General features: G+C 37.3%; 18 protein-coding genes. 6 read left to right on the top strand and 12 right to left on the bottom strand.

Annotated elements, in window-relative coordinates:
• Together J5V48_RS05980 and J5V48_RS05975 are read right to left on the bottom strand one after the other, a co-directional pair.
• On the bottom strand, positions 1-1,208 hold a 1,208-nt coding region (locus J5V48_RS05980), incomplete at its 3' end, for an NCS2 family permease (RefSeq protein ID WP_219937664.1).
• A 190-nt stretch (positions 1,209-1,398) separates the two neighbouring features.
• Positions 1,399-1,791 (bottom strand): TM2 domain-containing protein, encoded by a 393-nt coding sequence (locus J5V48_RS05975; RefSeq protein ID WP_255557740.1) that lies wholly within the window; start codon positions 1,789-1,791, stop codon positions 1,399-1,401.
• A gap of 343 nt (positions 1,792-2,134) precedes the next feature.
• Here J5V48_RS05975 and J5V48_RS05970 point away from each other — a divergent pair, with 343 nt between their 5' ends.
• On the top strand, positions 2,135-2,440 hold the full coding sequence (locus J5V48_RS05970; RefSeq protein WP_219937663.1) for a DUF6506 family protein: 306 nt from the start codon (positions 2,135-2,137) through the stop codon (positions 2,438-2,440).
• A gap of 26 nt (positions 2,441-2,466) precedes the next feature.
• Positions 2,467-3,219, top strand: a complete 753-nt coding sequence (locus J5V48_RS05965; protein WP_219937662.1) for an AraC family transcriptional regulator — start codon at positions 2,467-2,469, stop codon at positions 3,217-3,219.
• A 37-nt stretch (positions 3,220-3,256) separates the two neighbouring features.
• Here the strand turns inward: J5V48_RS05965 and J5V48_RS05960 are convergent, their stop codons facing one another.
• The 10 genes from J5V48_RS05960 to J5V48_RS05915 form a co-directional block, all read right to left on the bottom strand.
• Positions 3,257-4,498: a phenylacetate--CoA ligase family protein gene (locus tag J5V48_RS05960; protein WP_219937661.1), complete on the bottom strand. Its 1,242-nt coding sequence runs from the start codon at positions 4,496-4,498 to the stop codon at positions 3,257-3,259.
• Entirely contained in the window at positions 4,489-5,085 is a 597-nt protein-coding gene (locus J5V48_RS05955; RefSeq protein ID WP_219937660.1) for an indolepyruvate oxidoreductase subunit beta, read from the bottom strand. The genes J5V48_RS05960 and J5V48_RS05955 overlap by 10 nt, the downstream gene beginning before the upstream one ends.
• Positions 5,078-6,886, bottom strand: a complete 1,809-nt coding sequence (iorA, locus tag J5V48_RS05950) for an indolepyruvate ferredoxin oxidoreductase subunit alpha (protein WP_255557739.1) — start codon at positions 6,884-6,886, stop codon at positions 5,078-5,080. The genes J5V48_RS05955 and iorA overlap by 8 nt, the downstream gene beginning before the upstream one ends.
• Before the next feature lie 155 nt (positions 6,887-7,041).
• Entirely contained in the window at positions 7,042-8,418 is a 1,377-nt protein-coding gene (gene pelG, locus J5V48_RS05945) for an exopolysaccharide Pel transporter PelG (protein WP_219937658.1), read from the bottom strand.
• Positions 8,399-9,991 carry a GT4 family glycosyltransferase PelF gene (gene pelF / locus J5V48_RS05940; protein WP_219937657.1) on the bottom strand — a complete coding sequence of 531 codons (1,593 nt, stop codon included), beginning with the start codon at positions 9,989-9,991 and terminating at the stop codon, positions 8,399-8,401. The genes pelG and pelF overlap by 20 nt, the downstream gene beginning before the upstream one ends.
• Entirely contained in the window at positions 9,975-10,943 is a 969-nt protein-coding gene (locus J5V48_RS05935) for a tetratricopeptide repeat protein (RefSeq protein ID WP_219937656.1), read from the bottom strand. Before J5V48_RS05935 ends, pelF begins: the two co-directional genes overlap by 17 nt.
• Positions 10,921-12,324 carry a PelD GGDEF domain-containing protein gene (locus J5V48_RS05930; RefSeq protein WP_219937655.1) on the bottom strand — a complete coding sequence of 468 codons (1,404 nt, stop codon included), beginning with the start codon at positions 12,322-12,324 and terminating at the stop codon, positions 10,921-10,923. Before J5V48_RS05930 ends, J5V48_RS05935 begins: the two co-directional genes overlap by 23 nt.
• Before the next feature lie 44 nt (positions 12,325-12,368).
• Complete coding sequence (locus tag J5V48_RS05925) at positions 12,369-12,887, bottom strand: hypothetical protein (protein WP_219937654.1); 519 nt, start codon at positions 12,885-12,887, stop codon at positions 12,369-12,371.
• A gap of 24 nt (positions 12,888-12,911) precedes the next feature.
• Complete coding sequence (locus tag J5V48_RS05920) at positions 12,912-16,472, bottom strand: tetratricopeptide repeat protein (protein WP_219937653.1); 3,561 nt, start codon at positions 16,470-16,472, stop codon at positions 12,912-12,914.
• A 3-nt stretch (positions 16,473-16,475) separates the two neighbouring features.
• Entirely contained in the window at positions 16,476-19,172 is a 2,697-nt protein-coding gene (locus J5V48_RS05915; RefSeq protein WP_219937652.1) for an endo alpha-1,4 polygalactosaminidase, read from the bottom strand.
• 435 nt (positions 19,173-19,607) lie between these two features.
• Here J5V48_RS05915 and J5V48_RS05910 point away from each other — a divergent pair, with 435 nt between their 5' ends.
• The 4 genes from J5V48_RS05910 to serB all read left to right on the top strand — a co-directional run bounded on the left by J5V48_RS05910 (position 19,608) and on the right by serB (position 24,581).
• Positions 19,608-20,720 (top strand): 5-methyltetrahydropteroyltriglutamate--homocysteine S-methyltransferase, encoded by a 1,113-nt coding sequence (locus J5V48_RS05910; RefSeq protein ID WP_219937651.1) that lies wholly within the window; start codon positions 19,608-19,610, stop codon positions 20,718-20,720.
• A 665-nt stretch (positions 20,721-21,385) separates the two neighbouring features.
• On the top strand, positions 21,386-22,978 hold the full coding sequence (gene prfC / locus J5V48_RS05905; protein ID WP_219937650.1) for a peptide chain release factor 3: 1,593 nt from the start codon (positions 21,386-21,388) through the stop codon (positions 22,976-22,978).
• A complete protein-coding gene (locus tag J5V48_RS05900) occupies positions 22,978-23,709 on the top strand; it encodes a TatD family hydrolase (RefSeq protein WP_219937649.1) in 732 nt (243 codons plus the stop codon). The genes prfC and J5V48_RS05900 overlap by 1 nt, the downstream gene beginning before the upstream one ends.
• Positions 23,706-24,581, top strand: a complete 876-nt coding sequence (serB, locus tag J5V48_RS05895; RefSeq protein ID WP_219937648.1) for a phosphoserine phosphatase SerB — start codon at positions 23,706-23,708, stop codon at positions 24,579-24,581. Before J5V48_RS05900 ends, serB begins: the two co-directional genes overlap by 4 nt.
• Positions 24,582-24,586 lie beyond the last annotated feature (5 nt).

The raw sequence follows: 24,586 nt of genomic DNA, 5'->3' as shown, positions 1-24,586 counted from the left end.
AAGCCCATTCCAAAGCCGATTGCAATTGAATAGGTTAAAGGCATCATGATAATGATTAGGAAACTTGGAATTACCTCTGACAGATCGTTAAAATCAATATTTTTGATATGTGAAAGCATAAGCGCACCTACGATTATCAGCACAGGTGCAGTTGCAAATGCAGGGATGATTGCAGCCAGAGGTGTAAAGATAAATGACAATAAGAAACATACTGCAACTGTAACTGCTGTAAGACCTGTTCTACCACCAGCCTGAATACCTGATGATGATTCAATATATGTTGTAACGGTGCAGGTACCAAGAGCAGCTGATAGCATTGTACCGGTTGAATCAGTTAAAAGAGCCTTATCAACGTTTTCAATCTTTCCTTCAAAGCTCATAAGACCTGATGATTTGCTAAGACCTATCAATGTTCCGATATTATCAAAAAGCTCAACTACGGTGAAGGTGAAGATAATAGATACGATTCCGTATTTGACTGCACCTACTATATCCATCTCAAGGAAAGTTTCCTTAAGTGATGGAATAGTGAATGATACAACATCGCCAACAGAGGTTGGTGCAGGAGTGATATTGAATACCATTCCTATGATAGCTGTTGCAATGATACCAATTAGCATTGCTGCCTTAACTTTTAAGTACAGAAGAACTGCAATAAAAGCAACACCAAAGAGAGTAAGCATAACCTTAGGATCGCTTAAATGACCGAGTGTTACCAGTGTAGCATCTGAATTTGCAACAATACCTGAACTTTGAAAACCAACAAAAGCGATAAACATACCGATACCAACAACAATTGCTGATTTTAAGCTTAGCGGCACTGAATCAATAATTTTTTCACGAAGCTTTGTTAAGGTCAGAATTAAAAAGACGATACCAGAAATAAAAACAGCACCAAGTGCAGTCTGCCAGGAAAGTCCTACCGTTTTACAGACATAGAATGAGAAAAAAGCATTAATTCCCATTCCAGGTGCTACAGCATATGGAAGTTTTGCAAAAAGTCCCATTGCAAGAGTACATAAGGCTGCAGACCATAGAGTTGCAGCAATTGCAGCTTCCTTTGGAATTCCTGAAACCTCAAGAATAGATGGATTTACAAAAATAATATAGGCCATAGTAATGAATGTTGTAAGACCTGCTAGTATTTCTGTTTTAAATGTACTGTTCTTGTCTGTAATAGAAAAATATCTGTCTAGAAATTTTTTCATGAGATTTGTCCTAAGAGAGTTTTTTTTAGTATACATCAGTCTGTTTTTGACAGAGTAAATATATTTTTTGTGAACACAAATAAGGCATGAGTCAATAGCATTGTCTATATCAGATTATTAGATTACAAAAAAAGCATATACAGATTGACGCTCTGCATATGCTTTATGTTATTTTTTAGTTTAAACAGATTTAAACTTGAATGTTACCCTGTTCATCTGCTGTTTTGCAAAGACCGATGATAAATTCGATAAATGCAATAAAGCCTGGTATAAAGGTCCAGCAGAAAATAAGATAAATGAAACCTAGAATTATGTGGCCTGCATAGAATTTGTGGATACCAATGCCACCTAGGAAGAAAGCTAACAGAACATATGCAATCTTGTTAACTTTATGTGGCTGATTTGCGCTGAATGGAACAGCCTTTTTTGAAACAATTACCTTGTTTTCTGCACTGAATACATCAACTTCAATACCAGGTGCTGGTGTAAAGCCAGAGCAGTCTGCAGTATTTACCTCTTTGATTGTGCCATCGTCCATACCGATTGTAACAGTACTACCTTCAATTTTTAGAATTTTTGCCATGATAACTCCTTATTTTGTGTGGTTATATTGTGGCAAAAACATAGGATAAATAGTGTGAGAAACAACAAAAAAAGTATTTATTTTTTGATAAGGAGTGAGTCTTCAGACTCCTTCTTTTGTATTCCATGCTCTTATATGTGATCTGTCAGTGTAGTTGAATCCATATTCAATGCATTTTTCAATGATAAATCGGCAGTTTTTCTCACGTTCATCCATATCCTTTGCCTTTGGCATCAGAAAAATATTCTATTCTCAATAATACATAATGGTCATTTTTTTGAAATACATAAAAGTGCTGACTTTATACAATGAACTTGTTCATTCACTTTTTAGGAGATTTAAAATGAAAGTAGAAGCAGCATTTATATTTATTGCACCAAATACAGATATGAATAAGCACAAGGCTCTTATTCAGACAGATGTTCTAAATCTCAACGTAGTTGGTGTAAGCACCTATGCACAGGCCTGCGAAGTTGCAAAAAAGTTTGTTGCAGATGGTGTAAAGGCAATTGAACTTTGCGCAGGTTTTGGTAATGATGGTATTGCACAAGTTAAGAAAGCCGTAGAAAATAAAGCTTATGTAGGAGCTGTTAAATTTGACTGTCATCCTGGCTTTGATTTCAAGAGCGGCGATGAGATCTTCGGTTAACAGGATTTTAAATCTTTGAGGTTTTCATGAAAAACAGACTTTCTATAAGAAAACTAAAAAACTGTGAACATATTGCAGGAAAAGGTCTTGTCAATTTAAAACCACATACTCATAAGAGTTTTACTGTGGTTTATATTGAAAAAGGAAGTCTGTTTATTTCTCTTAACTATGCACAAAAACTGGTTTCTTCAGGTACTGTAATTGTTTTGCCTCCAAATAATGCTATTTCCATGAGTGCAAAAAGTGAATATGAATATCATTCACTATCTGTGCACGAACTGATGTGTGAAAAACTCTGTAAATACATCGGAAATGTTCCTTTTGTTTTCATGGATGATGGCTCAATTGCTGATTTTTTCAGAATCTACGATTCTTTTACAGATGATGATTCACTTACAGATTTTATTATAGGCATAATAGGTGAGAAGACTGCACCGTCTGCTGCTGGTTTACAAAACGTCAATCTGGTTCGCCTTGCTGCAGGATTTATTGAAAATCATGTTAAGGATGAACTTTGTGTAAAGGATGTTGCTGATTCATTAAAGGTATCGACAGGATACCTGTCGAGGATCTTCAAAAAGATCATGCACATCACACCAAAGCAGTATCTTATTCAGTGCAGGCTTAGAGAAGCTAAAAAAGAACTGGAAAAAGAATCATCAGATGTTGAAATAGCATACGAGCTTGGTTTTGCCTCACAAAGCCATATGTGTACTGTTTTTAAAGGTTATATGGGTATTTCTGTAGGTGATTACAGAGATATTCTAAAAAACAGATAGAAAGAACCTTCCACAAAGGAGTGGAAGGTCTTGTATGTTAAAGATCACGCTGATCTTCAACTCGCTTTGTCTTCTTTTCGCTTCTTGATAATGTTCCGATAGGAACAACAGCAAATTTAGGTGTTACACCAAGTTTTGATTTTGCAAGTTTAGAAAGAGTCTTTGCAGATTCAGCAAAATCAACGCGACCTTCTGCCTCAACACTGATGTGCAGAACATCCTTGTGAGTATCGTTGTCTCTTGCAAGGATAATTCTATACTCAGAACCAATACCATCAACCATACCAAGAATAGATTCAATCTGACTTGGGAACAGGTTAACACCGTGGATCTTGAACATATCGTCACTTCGGCCTGTGATGATATCAATTCTTGGGAACTTGCAGCCACAGGCACATTCACCTGGAATGATTCTTGAAAGATCGTGAGTTCTGAAACGTAAAAGAGGTGCACCTTCCTTAACCAAGGTTGTGATGACAATTTCACCGCTCTGACCGTCTTCAACTCGTTTGCCAGTTTCAGGATCAATAATCTCGATATAAATATAATCATCCCAGTAATGCATACCGTTGTTTTCATCACAGCTGATGCCGATTCCAGGACCATAAATCTCTGTAAGACCGTAAATATCATAAAGATTGATACCAAGATTGCGCTTGATGGTATTGCGCATCTTTTCACTCCATCTTTCAGAGCCGATTACACCTTTTTTCAAGAATATCTGATCTTTAAGTCCCCGTTTGCCTATTTCCTCAGATAAGAGCAGTGCATAAGATGAGGTAGCACAAATAACAGTACTCTTAAGATCAATCATCATCTGCAGCTGTTTGTCGGTATTACCAGGTCCCATAGGAATTGCCATAGCACCTAGTTTTTCACATCCTGCCTGAAAACCGATACCCGCTGTCCAAAGACCATAGCCTGGGGTGATCTGAATTCTGTCTGTATTTGTAATGCCTGCTGTCTGATAGCAACGAGCAAACATTGTAGCCCAGTCATCAACATCCTTTTTTGTATAAGGAATGATTACAGGTCTTCCTGTAGTACCTGATGATGAGTGAATTCTTACAACATCCTTGTCATCTACAGCCTGAATTCCTAAAGGATATGAGAATCGTAAATCGTCTTTTGATGAGAAAGGAATTCTGTCAAAATCCTCCTGACTCTTGCATCCATCAATGCCAAGCTCTCTGTATTTTTTACCGTAAAAACTGTCTGTCTTAATGAGCTTCTTAATCTGTTTGTCTACAAGCTCAAGCTGTTTTTCTGTCAGAAGCATAGTTCTTGTCCTAATTTATATCCTGTTTCAAAAGCCTTAAGATTAATCTGAACAAATTTCTCTTTAACCTTTGTCTTAATTTCGTTTTCTAAAGATTCCTTTTTTAAACCTAAATCACCTGTTGCAACAGCAACTCCAAGTAGGGCAATGTTGAAGAACTTTACAGAGCCTAAAGATGAGCATAGCTCATCTGCATCAAGTACATAGGTTTTTATATTGTTATCCTTAAGAAAAGCTATCATCTTTGAACCGTCATATCCGGTATCCAAAAGAGATTCTGTAACAGGTTTTACAGCCTTTTTGTTTACTATTACAGTACCGCCTTTTTTCAGATACTTTAAGTTTCTTACAGCCTCAGCAGGTTCAAAAGCCATAATCAGATCTGCAAGACCGTCAGGGATAAGAGGAGAGAATGCCTTGTCACCTATACGGATATGACTTGTAACAGAGCCGCCTCTTTGTGCCATGCCGATTGTTTCAGCTGAATGAACGGTATTTCCTTCAAGCATTGCTGCAGATGCTGTAAGTTTTGAGGCCAGTACTGTACCCTGACCGCCTACACCACAGATTAGAATATTCTTATCCATTTTTCTTTTTCTCAATAGCCTTGTGTGGACATACCTGATTGCAAAGTGTACAGCCGGTGCACTGACTCTCATCAATGCATACCTTATCGTTGATTTTTACTATTGCAGGACAGCCAAGTTTTTTTATGCAGATGTTGCAGGTACGGCATTTGTCATTAACAGTGCAGCAATCCTCATGTTTTACAATTGAAATACATGGAGATTTGAAAATAACTGCCTTTACACCTTTAATGGAGGCAAGCTCCTTAATAACATCAACCGATTCTTTAAGATTTAAAGGATCTGCTTTTCTTATTGTTTTTACACCAAGACCTTTAAGTACGGTTTCAATGTCGATTTTGTCAACAAAGTTGCCCATGAGATTAAAACCAGTACCAGGATGAGGCTGGTGGCCTGTCATAGCAGTAGTTGAATTATCAAGGATACAGATAATAACATCAGCTTCGTTGTAAACTGCATTTACAACGCCTGTAAGTCCTGATGCAAAGAAGGTTGAATCACCAATAAATGCAAAACTTGTGGCATCCTTGTCAACAAAGTTAAAGCCTTGTGACATGGTAACGCCAGCACCCATACAAAGACATGTATCTACCATATCAAGAGGTTTTGCATTGCCAAGTGTATAACAGCCAATATCACCGCAAAAATATGATTTCTTGCCTCTCATTGCAGTTTTTACTGCATAAAAAGCACCACGATGAGGGCAGCCTGCGCAAAGCACAGGAGGTCTTACTGGCAGATCAGGGATGTTAAATTCAACTTCAGTCTCGTTTGATATTTCTTCTCTTTGATAGAAACTGTCCAAGATCTGTTTTACCTTTTCAACACTAAGTTCACCAGCATGGGGTACACATCCTGTAAGCTTGCCTTTAATCACTACATTAAGATGATGTCTGCCAGCAGTCTTTAGGAGATTTTCCTCAATATATGGGCTTAATTCTTCAAGACAGATAACCTCGTCAGTATCCTTTAGGATATCAAGAGCAAAATCCTCAACAAAAGGGAATGCTGTTGCTATCTGTACTAAAGTTACATCATCATGAGCAATCTGGTATTCTTTAGCATAGGAGTAACTGATACCTGATGCAAAAACAGCCTTTTTGGTTGGCTTTTGTGCCCTTTCAACGCTGTTGAATCTGTATGAGCCTGCCTCTTTTGCAATCTGAACATTTCTTTTTTCCATCATGTCATGATTCTTAAAGGACAGTTTTGGGAAGATTACCCATTTTGATGAGTCTTTTTCAAAACCATCAAACTCTTTGACACAATAGTTTTCATCAAAACTGATTGAGGCATATGCATGACATACTCTGGTTGTAGGTCTTAAAATTACAGGAGTATGATATTTTTCAGACAGTAAAAAAGCATCCTGAACCATAGTGAATGCCTGTTCAGGTGATGCCGGATCAAGTACAGGAATTCTTGCAAAATCAGCAAATCGTCTTGTATCCTGTTCTGTCTGAGATGAAATTGGACCTGGATCGTCTGCAACTACGATAACCATACCGCCTTTGATACCAACATAGGCAAGAGACATCAGCGGATCGGCGGCTACATTAAGACCAACCTGTTTCATGGTCACTAAGGAACGGGCTCCTGTGTAGGCTGCAGCAGCTGCTACTTCCATGGCAGCCTTTTCATTTACAGACCACTCAAGATGAACGTCCTTATGAGGAACATGGTAGATTGTTTCGATAATTTCTGTAGATGGGGTTCCAGGATACCCTGCAACTACCTTTACTCCAGAGCATAAGGCACCAATAGCGATGGCGCTGTTGCCCATTACATATTCTTTTTTCATTTGATTTAATTATCTGTGATTGTATTTATAGATCCTTTTGATTATACCATTTCTACCTTTTGTAATAAAAGAAAGCGAAGCAATCCTGTTTTACTTGTTTTGTGCACCAAAAGGAAACATAAAAGAAATCCGGCTTTGCCGGATCTCAAAATAAACTAGTTTGTTTTCTGTAGCATGAAGGTCTGATATTCAAGATCTCGGAACTGACTGTCTACCTGAATCAGGCCTATTACGGTACACAAGAGCATAGACAGCGTGAATCCATAACCATAGTAAACCGGACCCAAATCAACAGTTATGTATGAGAATACAAGGTTTGTCACTACCATGATTGATGTAAGGATAAGAGCAGAGTAGCGCTTATCAAGGTAGTACATAACATTGAGAATAGACATAACAAGAACCTGCAGGGAAACGCCCACAAGATCAACATAGAAAAGGTTTATATATACAAGATCAATGTGCAGGAATTTTAAAATATCTTCTGCAAATACTAAAAGCAGAGCAAGAGTGATACCCTGAATTTTGAAGATCTTGTAAAAACACTTTCTGCAAGACAGTACCATCTGATCTTTGAATAAAGAGATAGTATTTAGAGAACCGCCGGTTCTTACAGCATCATAGAATTTAAGACAGTTTTCTGTAAAGTCAGTTTCCATTCTCATGATGAAAACAGCCATACCAGGAACTACTGACAGATATGCAAGGAAGATCGGCAGATCGTAAATATAGGATGCTCTTAAAACATCAAGCTGAGCATAAGATGTTTCGGTTCTGTACCAGAACACAAACTTATCAGCCCAGACACCCATATTGTAGAAAAGACCACAGAATACAAGAGAGAAGAAAACTACTTTTCTATCAAGAAAATCAAAAGCAACGAATCTGTCTCCTGGGAATCTTCTTACAACCTGGAACAAGAATGCGAAAGTTAAGATTGCCTGTGACAGGAAGAAAATAGCTTCAAGTCCAAGTAAACCAAATGGTGGCAGCAACCATGCCAAAAGCACCATAATGCCGTAACCTGCAAAGATTGTAAGAACGATTCTGTAGTACTCTTTCATACCACTTAAGAAGATAATTACAATCCACTGATTTGTCAGAAGAACAAAAGATCCCAGCATGCAGATTTTTGTTAATGGCTCAATGCTGTCACACAAAGATAGTACACCAAAACCTACTATTCCAGAAGCTATGCTTAAAAGCAGCATTACACCAAATAGGTTCGGGATAATTCTTTTATCCTCTTTTAAGAAAAGAGAATCGGCAACGAATCTTGTAAACAGAATCTGAACAGTACCGCTTAATATAAGAGATCCTGCCATCATGTACGTGACCGATATTAAAAACTGAATGATAAGATAGCTTGGATAAATTACACCAATACTAATAATACCAATTACAAGCAGCGCAAGAATCGACAACACCCATGGACCTGAGCTGATGATACCTGCAATGCCATAAGCTTCAATAATTGAAGAGAGAGTATCTCTCTTTAGTATTTTTCTAAGCTCAAACCCTATGCCCGCCATTCATGGCCCCCTGATATAAATCCTTATAAGCTTTGTACATCATCTTCTGATCGTATGCACCAAGAACACGTTTTCTGCCGTTATCGCCATATTCTCTCCAGCGATTTGCATCCTTGAGAAGATGGTCAATCATCTGAATACCCTGAGTTGGATTTGCAATGGATATGATTTCTCCTGCTTTTCCAAGATTTGGCTCTTCTGATTTTGAACCATACAGGATTTCACTGCATGCTCCAACATTGGTTGCAATACAAGGAATACCTGCACACATAGCCTCAAGCAGAACCAGTGGCTGTGCCTCAGAAATTGATGTAAGCATCATTATGCCTATCTTTGGCATAATCTTTGTAACATCCTGATTACCAGTGAATACAATATTGTTTTCAAGTCCAAGACTTGTAACTAAAGCCTCACATTCTTTTACATATTCAGGATCTTCTTCTTTAGGACCTACAATCCATCCTTGAAGATCAGGATAGAAGCTAAGTGCACCTCTTATCGTTCTGATAAAGGTTTTTACATCCTTGATTGATACCACTCTTCCTACAAGTGCAACTACATGAGGAGGAGTTTCTGGTCTTAATGAATAAGCCTCTTCAAAGCGTTCAGTTTTAATTCCGTTAACAACTACAACACTCTTGTCTCTGTCAGCTCCGTCGCTAATCTGTCTTTCTCTGTTACCTTCAAATAGAGCAGTAACCTTGAAAGCTTCCTGATAGGCTGATTTTCCAAGCTGAATAAAGAAATTAATCCAGATCTTTCTTATAAGATCCATTCCTGAGTGCATTGAGATGTCAAGAGCATCTGTCTTGTTGCTGATCCATGTGGCAAGAGACAGATCGATTTTTCTTTCCTTTGTATAAATACCATGCTCAGTTAACAGGTATGGTGTATCAGTGATACTGTGTGCAAGTGCTCCAAGAAAACCAGCATAACCTGTTGAAATAGAGTGCAACACCTTTACTTCAGGAAGATTTACAGCAACCCTGGCTAACTCAATAAGCGGCTGATAAATTGTTCTGTAGGTCCAGAAATAGTCAACAAATGAACCTTCATTGTCAACTTCTTCATATCGTTTTGTAAGAACCTTCCATGAATCCTCACTGTAAAGGAAATTATCAACAGCATTAGGATCGTTTCCGATATTCAAAGCGAATTTTCTTAATAGATCTTTTGGAATTGGCTTTTTAGGATCATCAAAATATGAGATAACCTTTTCCCAAATATCAAAATTATCGCAGCTGGCATTTCTTGCAAGTTTCTTTTCAATTGATGTTTCAGGAAGAATGTAATGCATCTCAAGACCGACTACATTCTTTGGCAGTTCATATGCCATCTTTTTGTAGGTATCTCTTTGTCCACCGATGAAAACAAGGTAGAAAGTATAATCACTCATACCTGTTATGATCTGATGTACCCATGATGATACACCGCCTCTTACAAAAGGATATGTTCCCTCAAGCAGAAGGCAGATATCAGCTTTATGACCTACATTGAAACTGGCATCCTTATTCAGAATGCTGTCATATGCACTTTTGATAGCGCTTTTGTCTGCTTTACTGAACAGTTTCACACCAGTACTCCTTAATCTGTGTTAGTTTACCTGCACCTGATGTTCCAAGATCGTTTAAAATCTCTCTAACTTTTGCATATTCATGCTTTTTAAAAGCACATTCTGCAAGGTAAGGTAGCACCTGTGAGGTCAGCATTCTTGAGTCATAGGCTTTTTTCAGTGCCTCATAGGCCAAATCTGTTTTATCAAGACTTAGATAGATTTTGCCTAAAAGTAGAGAATAATTTGGCTTTGCTTCCAGTCTGATTGCAATTTGACACCATTCAAGAGCCTTGTGAATATAGTGATTGAAAAGAGCACCTTCTGAAATTCCAAGGTAGCAAAGCTCCCAGAACTGCTGAGCAATATCAAAAGCTGTATCTGCATTCTCATTGTTCTTAAAGCCTTCTGCAAGGATCTTTATGTTGTCTGTGATCTGCTGTTCTACAGGATCAAGCTGAGAATAGGCTAAAAGACGAACATCATCAGAAGAATCTCTAAGTGCCATTTTATAAAAAGCTATTCTCTGAGCTCTTGGCAGTCGTGAAATAGAGGTGATTGCCTCAACTCTTCTGTCAACAGATGGAGAATTTAAGAGAATATCTCTAAGTGCACCGGTTCCGAATTTTGTATAGAGCATATTTCTAGGGTTAGATGGCAACTCTTCTTTTTTGTGCATAATCCAGCTTTTTTTAACCTGATGCAGAGGATTTCTCATAGCATAAACAACAGAAATCAGAACCCCGAAAATGCCAAGCAGAGGTACTAGCGAGGTAACTGCCAGCATAAAAAGAAATGATCTTTTATCTGATATTCTTACTTTCTTTGGAACAAAGCTGTTCATGCTGTATGAAAATACGGCACATGAAATTACATGAATCAGCACAAAACCAGCTGCACTAACTGACAGATCAAAGTAACCTGAAAACAGTGCTACTGACAGAAGTTCACTAATTATACTTAGTACACTCATTAATATCATTTTCGGTCAGTCCAAGTTTTCTTAGCTCTTCATTGAGCAGTTCATTATCAACACCTACATCCATAGGCTCGGTCATTTCAAACTCATCTTCAGAGATTCTGTTTAATCGCAACTGATTCTTAACTCTGTCTCTGTACATCTGAGCCTGAACAAGAGTTGTAAGAGGTAGAAGCACTACAAGAATCTCTTCACCATCATTGTTTATACGGCGCCAGTAAATGTCAGCACCACGTCTTGTTGATATGGTTTTGTCAAAAATCTCAAGAGCCTGCTTAGTCTTACCTTTGCAGAAGATGATTGAGCTTTGTTCACGATGCAGTGTGCTTTGTGTAAATACAAAGTGAAGGTATTTCAAGAATGTGTGCTTTTCTTCTGTATGAATTACAGGTGCAATTACACCAGATGAAATCATATCAGCTGCATAGTTTACAACCAGGTTTAGAATCGCAAGATTCTGGTCAGTCAGGGTAAAGAATTTAACCTGGCTTGCTACTACACAGGCAATCATCTTGTCAGAAGAATCCTTTAAGGGAATACATAGCTGATATTTTGAATTGTGTTCATCATTGTGAGTATTTGCAGGAGACAGTAAACCCCTGTATTCAAGCATATCCTTAATCATAGGATCATTAAGATCAATTTCCTGCATTGAGCCTAAGGTATAAAGAGGTTTATTCTCTATTTTTCCTTTTTCATTTAATGCATAGAATCCTGCAACCTCAATGCCAACAATCTGAGCAAACAGTGTCAGAACAGATGATGCCATATTTTCTAGTCTGGTATGCTGGTCAACACCAACTATTGGATAACGCTCAGAAATTTTCTCAAGTTCACTGATGTTTGAACGAAGACTTACAACCTGACCTGCCATTCTCTGCTCAAGCTGATCGTGGCTTGATCTTAAGGTAAAGTAATTCTGAGTGAAAAGATCAAGCTTTCTTTGCATGAAAGTGAAATCTAGATCGTTTCTGTGTAGTCTTTCTTCCCAGGCATCTCTGAATTCACCTGAAATCATAGCAGCAATAAGAAGACCTACAGCCTTATAGAATGAGAAGGCGTCAAGTATTTGGAAATATTTGAAATAGCCAATGGACATCAGAATGCAAGTTAAAGCACATACAAAGCCGTGAGTAAAACCATAGCGCAGTGCTACGAGCAATACAAAAATCAGAGGCCAGAAAAACTGCTGTTTTTGAGATGTACTGATGATCATTTCTTCAACAGTCTGTTCATCTATGATGTCATAGGCAATACACCAGAGAACTGCGCCTATAATTGCAAGAATCAGTGTTTCTGTCCAGGCAACAAGTGGCTGTTTTGAGCCTCTTGTAACAGCTTTATACAATGTATTGAGAATATCTTTTTTGGCCATTTTTATTCCTAAGACAATGTTTGTTTTATTTTGCCGAAAAAAATTTAGTTGAGTTTCAGATCATCAAGAATGTTTGATACAACAACCTGACCTGAATAATTCAGACTTTCTCTGCCAAAGCCTGAACGTGAGCCGGTTTTTACAAATACACTCTTATTGTTTGCATCTTTGATTTCAATGGTAACGCTAACTACTGGCTCACCATCAAGACCAGCCTTGTAGTCCCACTCATCAACAGAGCCTGTGATTACATAGTTGTATGAAACATTAGATAACCACTTTAAAGCTTCTTTTCTGTCGTAGTTTTCATCAAGAAGGCTCTTTAAATCTTCAGCATCTGAGTTGTTCTCATATACAACAACTTTTGCGCCCTTCTCTGTCAGTACAGAATTTACGATAGCCTTGACATTCTGCTCTGCAAGAGGAGTATTTGAATGGTTAACAAAAGGAATTAAAGCAAAGGTTGCATTTTTGCTTGCATCCATATTGTCTGTTCCTGTATAGGAAGAACAGCCGGTTAATAAAGCTACTGCAGCAGCTCCTGTTAAAAGTAGTTTTTTCATATTTTTACCCTGATTTACTTTTAATTAAAATTCCATATAGTAGCCGATACTTACAGAGAAGGCTCTGTCGCCCTGTCTGTCAGCAGTCTGAAAACCTGTTTTTACAGAAAGTTCATCATTTGCATTGAATACGTTAGTGCCGGCACCAAACTGTACTGAAGCATCAATCTTCTTTTCTGTAAAGTTATAACCTGTAGAAAAATCAATCATATATCTAAGTGATGGCATACTGTGACCAGGAACCTGTACAGTTCCATGTCCAATATTAGTACCAAGAGCCAGGCGCTTGTATCTTCTTGAAATGAAAGCTTCGCTTGTAATGGTGTTGTATACATAATTGAAATCACCTGTAAGCTCATCAGTAATCTCAATTGTAGGACCGTTATAAACATTTGTTTTATAAAGAGGATTGTCCTTTAAAGTATTCTTCTGATAAACACCGCTAAGGTATAGATTAACGAAAGGATCATTTAAGAATATAGGAGAAATCACAGTAGCCTCAATATCAAAGCCAGATCCTAATGATTCATTGAACCTTGTCTTGTAGCTGTGAGTTGTTCCTGAAATTATGAAAGTTTCTCTGCCATATGGTGTCATTGTAAGTTCAAGACCTGCGTAGTTGTCCTTACCAAGAACAGACATTGCATGAGATACTGCAGAGTGCTGATTGATGCCACCTTTAGCTTCGATAGAGTAGCGCTCAAAGAATCTGTACATTGCAGATACGAGAATACCGTTTCTTTGTTTTCCTGCACCATCAGCAAGATCAGCACTGATGCCAAGTGAGAAGTCTTTTTTATCAAAGCTTATGCTTGCGATAAGTCTCTTTTCACTTTCAATTGATTTTCTTGTAAAACCAGATGGAGTTTTAGATTTCTGGTATACAGCACTTAGCATATACTCACCATAGCCATAAGGACCGTGGTAATTAAGTTCGCTCTTTTTAAGTCCCCATCTTGCAACGGTTGTATAAAGGGCCTGTAAAGAGTGGTTCTGCTGAGCCTTGTCAGAAGCTGCAAGTGATCTTAATGCAGCATCAGTCTGCTTTGAGTTTTTTGTAATTCTCTTCTTTGCAAACTCATATGCATCAAGGTTATGACCAAGCTCTTTCATACCGTCGTATCTTAGAGGATCTTCAATACCGCTTCCTTTTTCTACATAATATTCAATCTTTTTAAGATCTTTTGTCTTTAAGGCATATAAGAGCTCTTCATAATCAGTCTTGCTCATAGCGCTGATTGTCTTATTTGCTCTTATATACTGAGCTGCAAGAACATGATTTTCATTTAAAAGATCAGATACATAAGCAGAAGCAACATTCTGAGGTACTTCTTTTTGCTTCATCTGAGCTTTTAAAATCTTCTTTGCTGCAACAGGACTTGTAAAGCTATGTACAAGTGATGAGAAAGTCAGCTTAGAATCGTCTAAGGCTAAAAGCTCCTGAATCTTCTTTTTAGCAAGATACTTTCTAATCTTATATGCTCTTGTGCTGTCGCCTGTTTCGTCAAGAAGCGATGCAATAGCAATAAGAGTTACTGTATCGTTATCTGAATTAGTTGTCAGTGCTAGCTTATACCAGGTTAAAGCATCCTTCTTTAAGCCAACAGTGTCAGCTAGATTTGCTGCAAGAGAGAATGTCTGTGGATTAGCTGCAAAAAGATGTTTGTACTTTTTATAAAGTCTTTTTGCTTCTTGTGTGTTATTGCATGCTAAAGCCACGTTGCACAGACCATCAATAGCCTCGATGCTGCTAGGATTAATAGAAAGCATCTTCTCGTACAGAACCTTTGCCTGAGAGTACTTCTTTTCTTTTACTAAAAGAGCAGCTCTGTAAGGAAGAATTCCTATTGAATTGTAGACATCAAACTTCTTGATGCTATCAAGAGTCTTCTTTAAGAATGCCTCATCTTCTGTACTACCATAGTTTAAGAGCTCATACAGAAGAACTTCATCCTTGTTTTTCAAATAAAGTTTTAAAAGTTTATCTGCATTATCCTTGCTGATCTTGTCGATACTCTTAACAAGATAATAAGAGTTTACATTTTCTGAATCTTTTTCCATCAGCATTGTCTGGACTTTTGCACTAAGTTCTCTGTCAGAACAGCTCCAAGCAAGAGAAGCCACTTCGTTAAGATAGTCATCGTCAGCCTGATTTAACCAGTCTTCAGCATTAATAAGAGCTCTTAGTGCACTGTCATCGTCACCAGACATAATGAATGCATTAGCCGCATATTTTGCTTCATTTGTTTTTAAAGCTCTTAGCTTTGATAACTTGTTATAGCTTTTTATTGTATTCTCATAATCGTTAAGATAGGCATTAAGTCTTAAAATATGTGAATACAGTTTTGCATTCTTTGTATTTTTCTGTGCAAGATTATTAAGTTTTTCAAGAGTTTTTGGTGTACCGTAGGTCTTTTCCTGGGTATCGACAAAGTCGTCAATATCACTGTTGTCTATCATTGACTTTTCATACATATAGTCATAGAACACAGAAATATTGATTAGATCTGCTAATGCTCTTGATTCACTTATACCTTTTTTTGCATCATCTGCTGTAGCATCGTAATCAAGCATCTGAAGACTAATTTTCTGACAGCCTTCAATATCGCCCATCCATGTGTAGATCTCGTGCAGAGAATCAAGGTATTCCTTTTTCTGATTGTTCTTGAACAGTTCATCATAAATAAGGGCTGCATCCTTTAGATTACCCTTGTTTATCATGACTTTAGCAAGCTGTTTTAAATTGTCTTCATTTCTTTCAAGAGAGCAGAGTTTTATTAAAAGTTTTTCTGCATCATCATATAAGCCAAGTCTGTTGGCTGTTTCAATTTCCTTTTTGATAAATACAGGATTTTCCTTGAAAGTACCGTCGTACTTTTCAAGAAACTCTTTATACAAAGAAGCATTTGCTGACTGAAGATACAGTGCAAAAAGCTCATCTGCTTTTTCTAGTGACTCATCCTGCATGTATTCTGTATACATATAATCAGTTGCAGCCTTGAAATTACCTGCCTGCAAAGCCAGATTGTAAAGACGCTTTCTTGTCTTTGAATCAATTCTCTTTACCTTGTAAAGATATTCATATGCAGTATCAGGCATTCCCATGCTTAAGGCAATATCTGAAAGTTCTCTTAACTGCTCGTCATTAAGATCCTTTACATGAAATGCCTTAATCTCAGCTCTTACCTCATTTAGAGTTGCCTCTTCACTCTGATTGTTAATGGAGCCAGCCAGTGCAATCTTTGTCTTTATATAAAGAATATAGGTATCAGCTGAACGCTTTTTTGGATCTTCTTTAATCTGTGGTGCAAGAAGCTCCATTACCTCATTGTAGTTTCCTTTGTCGTAATAGATCTTTGCTCTAAGATATGGGAGCATAGGATCGTTTGGATGAACTTTTTCAAGTTCATTTAGATATGCAAGTGAAACCTCAGGAGACTGAGCTTTTGCAATTTTCTCTTCAAGAGATGTTGAAGTAGGTGTTAAAAAATATACAGCAGCAGCTGTTGCTGTTACCAGTAGTGCAATAGTAGTTTTGCTTAGCAGATGAATATGATTTTTACTGCTTTTCTTGTTTGTATACATAGTTTAGTTTCGCACCTGGTTGCAGATAAATGTGCCTGAAATCAATCCTTTCTCATCAGTTGAGAAAGTATCAACATAACCTTCTCTTGTATGGTCAAATCCAGTTGATGAAACAACCTGACATCTACTGTCTGACCAGAGACTTACAGTAAGTGGTACATATGATTTGAATGCAAATTCAATCTTTGAACCTAGTCTGTTCCACTTCTCAACAATTCCGTTTGCACTCTTAAGCTCAGCTTTGATTTTGTGATCTTTTGTGAATCTGACGGTATTTCTTTTCTTGTTTAAAATCATATAGTAACCGTCTATGGCATCATTAAATCCGACAATATCAGAGCTTACAGGATAACCAAAGGATTTTGGAACTCTAATAGAGCGAATGCCTGTTGATGTGATATGCAAAGTTCCATTCAGATCTTTAGACAGTCCTGTTTCATACAGTGTTCTAGCTCTTCTTGCATAGTCTGAAATGAATAGAGGTGTAACCTCCTGTGATAGAGCATAGTCATAAAGACTTGTTAATGCCTTTAACGAAGCTTCATAGGTACCTGAGTACATATGATAGTAAATGCTGATTGTCTTGAGTCTTCTTGGAGAGCCAGTAAGTTCATATGTCTCTTTTGCTCTTGCAAAACCGTCATAGTGTTCAGTCCACTCGTTTGTATATACGTTCTCATTCATCTGAGGTGCATATACTTGAACACCATCTTTATACCAGCACACAGTTGGAGATACGTTTGTAAGAGATTCTTCACCTTTCTTGATAGTTGTGTTTCCACCATTAAGATTCTGAATTCCAAGCTTATCAATTTTTACAACCATATCCTCTGTTGGATTAGCATCACCTGACCACAAAAATACTTTTACCTTTTTTCCCTTTGGTGCAAGTCTTGTATTGATGTAATCAATAGAACCTTTCATTTCCTTGTTGTAATCAAGCTTGTAGCCAGGAATATTCAGATGCTCACCGTATATAAGGTTAGAATCAAGCCATCTCATATCCCAGTTGAATGGATGTGAGAATGTATGAGATGCGATTTCAACATTTGGAAGTTCAAATATTTTTCTTGCCACATCCTCAAGCATATTACTGTCTTTTGGATAAAGACCGTCTTTAGCAATCTCGCCTTGAATAATAGATACAGTATGAGGTACATCAATACCCTTAAAGACATGTTCGTATAAAACCTCACTTACAAGAGGAGTGCCCTTGAACCATGATCTTGAAGGAAATCCGTCACCGTCAACATGGGATGTAAGAATTCTTCGTCCTGATTCAGTTGTTGCATCAGCAGCTACAATTTTTGGAAGATTGAGCATCTTGTCCAAAAAAACAAAAGGATCAACAAGCCATGTATCAGTGTTGTTATTTAAGGATTCAACAGGGTATGGAGATACTGCAGCACCGCCCCATGGAGCCTTAAAAACTAAAGTAGAGGTATTACCCTTTTGGTTTTCTATGTAAACTAGACTTTTAAAGCCATCCTTTTTAGAGATGGTAAGTGCATTTACCTGATCGAGTTTACTAAAATGTGGATTTAAAAGCCCCTTTGATAGAACATCATCTTTATGCAGTCTGTATGGAGGTGGTACTTCTGCACCGTACTGCATTCCAAGTGCATTTAGAGTTTTAGGATCCTGAGGTATAGTTCCTAAAAAAAGCATAGGAATATATCCTATGTGAGTCTGTACATACTTATCAAATTCAGGATGATCTGTAAAACTACTTACGCTATCAAAATAGGTTACTAAAGCAGCATATCTTGTTTTGTCTATGGTGCTGTAGTTTAGTGAATTGATATCAACTGTATCAACTGCATATCCAAGATATTCAAGAGGTGTTGCAATTCTTGTATGAGCAGCACTAATCAGCTGACTTGAGAATCTTCCATCATAGAGAGTTAAAACTCTTTTAGGTATGCAGTAAACATAACTAGTTCCAAAACCGTAGAGCATGCCGTCAGATACATATGGGGTAAATCCAAGTTCAGCAATCTTTTTTGCAAGTTCAGTTCTCTTTTTCTGATCTGTATCATCAAGATAGTCAATTGCAATAACTTCCACGCCCTGCTTTAGCGCTGGTTTTACAGCTTCTAAGAGCCATTTTCTATCTTCTTCACTTACATCAGTATATGTATTGTCAGATGCATTGTAACCTTTGTACAATGATTCAAAAGCAATTGCCTTTGGTTTAAATGAAATTCGTGGGAAAATTTCAAATCCACGATTAAAAATCAGATTTGGAAGAATCTTGTGGATCTTTTCAACAGCATCCTTAAGACCGTTTACCTGTTTTTCAAAATACTCAGGATTTTCATCTTCATCTGCGTAAAGATAGTAGCTGTCTAATGTATCTAGGAATAAACCTTCAAAACCTGCCTTTTTAAGTAGAGCTGTCTGCTTTTCAAGGTATTTATGCCAGTTCTCATCGCTGACATCCATTACAGCACTGTCCCACTCATCATTATGACTTTTTACAGATGGTTTAAGAGATTCAGGGACATTTTCGTCAAATTCGCCCACAGAGAGATATGCATAGACTGTTACACCTGTATTCTTTAGTGTCTGAATCTGTTTTGGTGTGACATTAGCTGGATCAAGGACCACTCTGTCAAAGTTAATAAGTTCTCTAACAGAATCAACTTCATTGTAGTAAAAGCAGATTGACTTTGCAGTTTTAGCGTATGAAGAATGCATAAAAAACACAAAGCACAGAGCTAACAGTACCTTAATGATTTTCAATTTTTTTCTCTCTTGAGTATTTTATTTTGGGATCAATTGTCCGTTTTTATGCTTTATAGCCTAAAAAGTTGAATGAAAGGCAAATTAGAAATGGTAATTATTTATAGTTTTTATAAGTATCCGCTAAGTTTATACCAATTACTTTGCAATGCAAGCATTTTTTTTTTGAAAAAAAAGATAAATATGCCTTTTAAAGAGTTGCTCGGTATTGGAGCTATGATTTCTTATCTAGTTTATGCAATAGAGAATACAGAAGAATAATGTCAGTACATTATAGGCATTATCTATAGTTTGGTATCAAAAAATAGTATTATCTTAATCTATAAATTGATAATAGACTGTAGGTATTGAAATTCTAAATATTAAAGATCGTTTTTATAGGAGATGACAATGACTACTTTATCTATTCCATTTAAGTATGATTATGTAGGCTCTTTTTTAAGACCTGAAGCTGTGCAAAACGCAAAACAGCTATTTAAAAAAGGCCTTATCTCAAAAGACGAACTAAAAGCCGTTGAGGATGCCGAAATTGTAAAATTGATTGAAAAGCAAAAAGCGGCAGGTTACCACGTTATAACAGATGGAGAGTACAGAAGATCTTACTGGCATCTTGATTTCTTCTGGGGACTTAACGGAATTGAGCAGACTGAACTTTCTCACGGATATTTCTTCCATGGAGAGGAAACTGCAAAAGGCTCTATAAAGATTACTGGTAAGATTTCAGGGCAAAACCACCCATTTGTTGAGCATTTTAAATTCGTAAATCAGTTTGCAGATGATAATACAGTTGCAAAACAGACCTTTCCTGCTCCAGCTCAGCTTCTGGCAGAACTTTTCAGAAAAGATAATGTTGAAAATACTAAAAAATTCTATCCAGACATTAACGACCTTATAAATGATATTGCAGCTGCTTACAGAACTGTAATTAAAGATCTGTATGATGCTGGATGTAGAAACATTCAGGTTGATGACTGTACCTGGGGTATGTTTGTTGACGAGCAGTACTGGAATAATCGACAGAACGGTGAGGTTTCTTTTGAAGCTGAAGCTGAAAAGTATCTTAAGGTAAACAATCTGTCATTTGAGGGAAGACCTTCTGATCTGGCATTTACAACTCATATCTGCAGAGGTAATTATCATTCAACCTATGCTTGCACTGGTCCATATGACAGAGTTGCTCCTTTTGTATTTGCAAAGGAGAATGTTGATGCTTTCTATCTGGAGTTTGATGATGACCGTTCAGGTGGTTTTGAACCATTAAAGTATATTCCAAAGGATAAGAAAGTTGTTCTAGGTCTTATTACATCAAAGAGAGCAGATCTTGAAGACAAGGAATATATAAAGCAGAGACTAAAGCAGGCTTCAGAGTATATTTCTCTTGATAGAGTATCTCTATCTCCACAGTGCGGTTTTGCTTCATGTGAAATCGGAAACAAGCTTGTAGAGCAGGATCAGTGGGACAAGCTAGCTCTTGTAAAAGAGATTGCATCTGAAGCACTATAAGATTAAATCTATATAAAAGTATATTTCATAAGGAGTAGATAATTATATTAAGTGGTGTTCATTCAAGGAGAGCAATGCTCTCCTTTTTTTGAATTATGCGAGGTATCCTAATATTGCAAGGTATGGTACAAATACTATTATAAAAAATGAAATAACGTGCCAGTCAAATCAACCTTTGCCATGACAAAATTCCGTTAGATGCATATTATTGAATACCGAGAAAGAACAAATCAAAAAGTTGAAAGTGATGAAGCATCAGGTGTAGAAATTATTGGCCTCAGATCTGCTGCACATATCAGGCAACATATACTATGTGAACTTTTCCTTTGAATGTTTCAAGATAAATCCCACCAATCATCGTAGATGCAATGTTGTCAATAAAGGAACTTATTGCAAACACCAAAAGCTGTTGAATCATGCCATAAAGATAATTGTTTGTAAGATATATTTGTAGAATTTTGGGAACTTCTGGTTTTTTAGAGGAACAAAAAGAATTGCAAAGATTCATATGTCAAAAAAAATCATCTTTCTGTCCTATTTTTTCTTAGAGGCAGTTTTGCTATTTCAAGATAAATAAAATCATATCCTTTGTCTTCTTGTGTTTGTAATTTTTGCTGAAATAAGCGAAAATAGCACGCAGTTTTATACACAAGAAAAATATTAAAATGGCTGATAAGAATATACTTAATGAAATAAGCAAACGTAGAACATTTGCTATTATTTCCCATCCGGATGCTGGTAAGACAACTATTACTGAAAAGGTTCTCTTATTCGGTTCAGTTATCCAAAGAGCAGGTGAAGTTAAGGCTAGAGGTTCAACTGGAACCTTTGCAAAGTCAGACTTTATGGATATGGAAAAAGAGCGTGGTATTTCTGTATCCACCTCTGTAATGCAGTTTCCATACAATAACTGTGTAGTTAACCTGTTGGATACACCAGGTCACGAGGACTTCTCTGAAGATACCTACCGCGTGCTTACAGCAGTAGACTCATGTCTGATGGTTATTGATGCTGCAAAGGGTGTTGAGGAAAGAACCAGAAAGCTGATGGAGGTTACCCGTTTACGAACAACCCCTATTCTGACTTTCATGAATAAGCTCGATAGAGAAACCCGTGACCCACTTGATCTTATGGATGAGGTTGAGACAGAGCTGGATATTCTGTGTGCTCCTATTACCTGGCCTATCGGTGCAGGTAAATCTTTCAAGGGTATCTATCATATCTTAAGAGATGAGGTTCTTTTATATCATTCAGGTGAAGGTTATCATATTCAGAAAGCCCAGTGCATCAAGGGCATAGATAACCCAGAGCTTGATACTGTGCTTGGTGAAGATGCCGCAGCAAAGCTACGTGAAGATATCGAGCTTGTTCAGGGAGCTTCAAATGAGTTTGATCTTGAGCTTTTCTTGCAGGGTAAACTGACACCTGTATTCTTCGGTACGGCTTTAGGTAACTTCGGTGTTGACTGCATGCTAGATGGTCTGACACAGTGGGCACCATCTCCTCTATCAAGAGTTGCTGATGAGCGCGAGGTTGTAGCTTCAGAAGATAAACTTACAGGCTTTATCTTTAAGATACAGGCTAACATGGATCCTAAGCACCATGACCGTATTGCTTTCATGCGTATCGTATCAGGCTCATACCATAAGGGTATGAAACTGTACAATGTAAGATTAGGCCGTGAGATGATTGTTTCAGATGCTGTTACATTCCTTGCTGGTGAAAGAGAGCAGGCTACAACTGCTGTTGCAGGTGACATCATAGGTCTTCACAATCATGGTACCATGAGAATCGGTGACACCTTCTCTGAGGGGGAAAAGGTTCATTTCAACGGTATTCCAAACTTTGCTCCAGAACTGTTCAGAAGAATTCATTTGAACGATCCTTTAAAACAGAAACAGCTGTTAAAAGGATTAATGCAGTTATCTGAAGAAGGTGCTGTACAGGTTTTCAGACCTGTTATCAACAACGATCTTATCGTAGGTGCAGTAGGTGTTCTGCAGTTTGACGTTGTTGTATCAAGATTAAAGCATGAATATAACGTTGATGCTAAGTATGAAGCTGTTGCAGTAAGCACTGCCCGCTGGCTGACATCTGATGATCCAAAGGCTCTTGAAGAAATTCAGAACAAGGTTCCTCAGTCAATTGCTCTTGATGGCGGTGACAATCTGACCTTCCTTGCAACATCTAATGTGAACTTGAGCCTGAATCAGGAAAGATATCCTAAGGTTAAGTTCTCAGCAACAAGAGAGCATTAATGCTAATTGATGCTCACATGCATCTTGGGGCACTTAACAGTGCCCTAAAGCTTGTGTCATCCCTTAAGGATAGAAATCTCACTATCTTAAGCTCTTCTGTCACCACCAAAAATGTAAAAGAGCAGTTGAATCTTGTAAAAGATAACTCATTGATAAAATTATTTGCTGGCATTCATCCCTGGTTTTCTGATTCTTTTAAAGATTCAGATTCAGACTTGGATGAACTAATATCAGATCCTAGAATTTCAGGTATTGGTGAATGCGGTCTTGATAGTTTCTGCTCAGTTCCTTTTGAAATTCAGTTAAAATCCTTCAACAAACAGCTAAAAATGGCCTGTGAATATTCAAAACCTCTGTGTTTACATGTAAGAGGCACTCATAATGAAGTTCTAGAATGTTTAAAAAAATACAAAGGTTTTGTTACAGGTATTGTTCATGGATTTAACAGCTCTGTGCAGATAGCAAAAGAATACAGAAAGCTAGGTTTTTATCTATCCTTGGGCCATCAGATCCTGAAACCATCAAAAAAGATGCTTGAGGTTATAGACTGCATAGGACCTGAAGGTCTTGTTCTTGAATCTGACTATGAAGAAAAGTCTTTATCTGAATATGATTTAGATGCAATAAAATCATATTATCAGAAACTTTGTGAAATAACTCATGTAGAATATGAGTCATTACAGAATATCATTTCAAATAATATAAATTCAATTTTGGAAAACAGCAGATGAGCTTAGTATATATTGTAAAAAAAGATAACTCCTTTGATATTCAGAAAGCAAAATCATTAGTTGAAGAGATCTGCAATCTAAAACTTACTGATGAGAAGATCCTATCTGAGAATAATCACAAGGCTGCATTGTATAAAGCAGATCTTGATGATGCTCATGAGCGTGTAAAGAAGGCTGTAGAGGAAAACAGCTTTGACTTTGATGTATGGGCAAATATAACCTTCCCAACTTTAAAAAAGAAAGGTCAGATTTGTCTAGATATGGATATGACCTCAGTTCAGATTGAAGGTATTGATGAAATTGCTCGTCGTCTTGGTGTTTTTGACAAAGTAGCACAGATTACATCACAGGCTATGCACGGTGGTCTTGATTTTGCTACCTCTCTTACAAAGCGTGTATCAATGCTCAAAGATGGCGATGCTAATGTAATTGAAGATGTTAAAAAAATCATGAAAGAGACTGATGGTCTTGATTATCTTATGAAGACTGCATCAGATAATGGTTTTTATAAGGCTATCTGTTCTGGTGGTTTTGAACAGCTAATCTGCGTTCTTGAAAAGAAATACAACCTTGATGCTGTTTATGCAAATTCTCTTGAAATTGTTGATGGAAAGTTAACAGGAAAAGTTGATAAGAGAATTGTTGATGCAGAGGTAAAGAGAGAAGGTGTTCTTGAGCTTTCTCAAAAGCATGGCATCGAAAAAGAGCAGATTGTCGTTTTAGGCGATGGAGCAAACGATCTTAAAATGATTGAGGTTGCAGGTTTAGGTGTTGCCTATCACGCAAAACCATTAGTAAAGCAAAAAGCACCTTTTTCAATCAGCTACTCTGATTTATCAGCAGTTGCATTACTGTTAAAACTTAATTCTTAGAAAAT

Origin of the sequence: Succinivibrio faecicola, from assembly GCF_019448115.1 — a bacterium.
Lineage (GTDB): Bacteria > Pseudomonadota > Gammaproteobacteria > Enterobacterales > Succinivibrionaceae > Succinivibrio > Succinivibrio faecicola.
The sequence above is the reverse complement of the archived record's forward strand: the minus strand, read 5'-3'. Positions and strand labels throughout refer to the sequence as shown.

Bases quoted from the DNA above. Each gene is read 5' to 3' on its own strand.
- J5V48_RS05975 (WP_255557740.1), bottom strand. From the start codon at position 1,791: ATGGCAAAAATTCTAAAAATTGAAGGTAGTACTGTTACAATCGGTATG.
- J5V48_RS05970 (WP_219937663.1), top strand. From the start codon at position 2,135: ATGAAAGTAGAAGCAGCATTTATATTTATTGCACCAAATACAGATATG.
- J5V48_RS05965 (WP_219937662.1), top strand. From the start codon at position 2,467: ATGAAAAACAGACTTTCTATAAGAAAACTAAAAAACTGTGAACATATT.
- J5V48_RS05960 (WP_219937661.1), bottom strand. From the start codon at position 4,498: ATGCTTCTGACAGAAAAACAGCTTGAGCTTGTAGACAAACAGATTAAG.
- J5V48_RS05955 (WP_219937660.1), bottom strand. From the start codon at position 5,085: ATGGATAAGAATATTCTAATCTGTGGTGTAGGCGGTCAGGGTACAGTA.
- iorA (WP_255557739.1), bottom strand. From the start codon at position 6,886: ATGAAAAAAGAATATGTAATGGGCAACAGCGCCATCGCTATTGGTGCC.
- pelG (WP_219937658.1), bottom strand. From the start codon at position 8,418: ATGGCGGGCATAGGGTTTGAGCTTAGAAAAATACTAAAGAGAGATACT.
- J5V48_RS05935 (WP_219937656.1), bottom strand. From the start codon at position 10,943: ATGAGTGTACTAAGTATAATTAGTGAACTTCTGTCAGTAGCACTGTTT.
- J5V48_RS05930 (WP_219937655.1), bottom strand. From the start codon at position 12,324: ATGGCCAAAAAAGATATTCTCAATACATTGTATAAAGCTGTTACAAGA.
- J5V48_RS05925 (WP_219937654.1), bottom strand. From the start codon at position 12,887: ATGAAAAAACTACTTTTAACAGGAGCTGCTGCAGTAGCTTTATTAACC.
- J5V48_RS05920 (WP_219937653.1), bottom strand. From the start codon at position 16,472: ATGTATACAAACAAGAAAAGCAGTAAAAATCATATTCATCTGCTAAGC.
- J5V48_RS05915 (WP_219937652.1), bottom strand. From the start codon at position 19,172: ATGCATTCTTCATACGCTAAAACTGCAAAGTCAATCTGCTTTTACTAC.
- J5V48_RS05910 (WP_219937651.1), top strand. From the start codon at position 19,608: ATGACTACTTTATCTATTCCATTTAAGTATGATTATGTAGGCTCTTTT.
- prfC (WP_219937650.1), top strand. From the start codon at position 21,386: ATGGCTGATAAGAATATACTTAATGAAATAAGCAAACGTAGAACATTT.
- J5V48_RS05900 (WP_219937649.1), top strand. From the start codon at position 22,978: ATGCTAATTGATGCTCACATGCATCTTGGGGCACTTAACAGTGCCCTA.
- serB (WP_219937648.1), top strand. From the start codon at position 23,706: ATGAGCTTAGTATATATTGTAAAAAAAGATAACTCCTTTGATATTCAG.